General features: G+C 60.1%; 2 protein-coding genes. Both read left to right on the top strand.

Going from position 1 to position 1,282, the window contains the following annotated elements; genetic code table 11:
- Positions 1–66: 66 nt before the first annotated feature.
- The gene (locus tag ABN273_RS59200; protein ID WP_349458593.1) at positions 67–360 is read left to right on the top strand and encodes a transposase; all 294 of its coding nucleotides are present in this window, start codon (positions 67–69) and stop codon (positions 358–360) included.
- 17 nt (positions 361–377) lie between these two features.
- Complete coding sequence (locus tag ABN273_RS59195) at positions 378–1,238, top strand: IS3 family transposase (RefSeq protein ID WP_349458595.1); 861 nt, start codon at positions 378–380, stop codon at positions 1,236–1,238.
- Positions 1,239–1,282 lie beyond the last annotated feature (44 nt).

The raw sequence follows: 1,282 nt of genomic DNA, 5'->3' as shown, positions 1-1,282 counted from the left end.
TGAGGTGCCCCGAACCTTCCGGACCCGGACCCAAGTAGGGTCAGAGGCAGTCCGGGAAGGAAGCACGTGGCGAAGAAGCCGAGAATATATCCACCAGAGTTGCGGGCCGAAGTCGTGCGGGCCGTCGTCGAAGACGGGAAGACTCCTGCACAGGTTGCCCGCGATTTCGGGCTGGTCGCAGAGACGGTTCGCAATTGGGTGAAGGCCGAGAAGTCGAAGAACTCGGGTACTACCGACGAGGCCCGCGCCGCCATCGACCGCGCCAGGCTCCAGGAGATGGAACGACGAGTTCAGGAACTTGAGCAGGAGAACGCTTTTCTGAAAAAAGCCGCGGCCTTCTTTGCGAAAGAACTCCCGTAAGCGAGAAGTACGAACTCATTCTCGCTGAGAAGGCTAACTTCGAGATCATCATGATGTGCCGCTTACTCGGCGTGTCGAAATCTGGATACTACGACTGGGAGAAGCGCCCGATGTCGGCGACCGAGCAACGGCGCGAGGACCTCAAGCCCTTGATTGACTTCGTGTTCGCCGAATCCGGCCGGACCTACGGGTACCGCCGTGTTCACGCGGAGCTCAGGCGTGCCGGCGTCGAGGTGGACGACGAACTCGTTCGCAAGCTCATGCGCCAGATGCGCCTGGTCCCGGTGCAGGTCAAGCGACGCCGAGGGCTGACGATCGCGAACAAGAACGCGGCCCCGATCCCTGACCTGGTGCGACGCGACTTCAGCGCGGAGGTGCCCGGCCAGAAGATGATCGGTGATATCACGCAGATCGATACGGGGGAGGGTGCGCTTTTCCTGGCAACGGTTATCGACTGCTTCAGCAAGAGCGTGATCGGCTGGGCGCTGGACGTGCGATATCCGGCGAGCTTGGTGTGCGCGGCCATCGATATGGCCGCGGCCCGCATCAAGATGCCCAACGGGGCGATATTTCACTCCGACCGAGGGAGTCAATATACGTCGATCGAGTTCGGTGAGACACTCGGTAAGTACCACATCAGGCAGTCCGTCGGGCGCACCGGGAGTTGTTTCGACAATGCGATGGCGGAATCGTTCTTCGGTAAGCTGAAGACGGAGATGGTTCATCACCGGGCATTCGCCACGCGCGCCGAGGCGCGGCGCGAGCTGATCAAATTTATCGAGGGATTCTATAACCGGCGAAGACTTCACTCTGGGTTGGGATATCGCCCGCCATCGGAAGTGCTAGAGGAATGGTTCGATAACCGGGTCGCGGCGTGATATAGTTTCATTTGGGTCGAGTCCGGAAAATTCGGAGCCCCTCA

The sequence above is a fragment of the Nonomuraea sp. B19D2 genome (assembly GCF_040137845.1).
Lineage (GTDB): Bacteria > Actinomycetota > Actinomycetes > Streptosporangiales > Streptosporangiaceae > Nonomuraea.
This window is presented reverse-complemented; position numbering and strand designations above follow the sequence as displayed.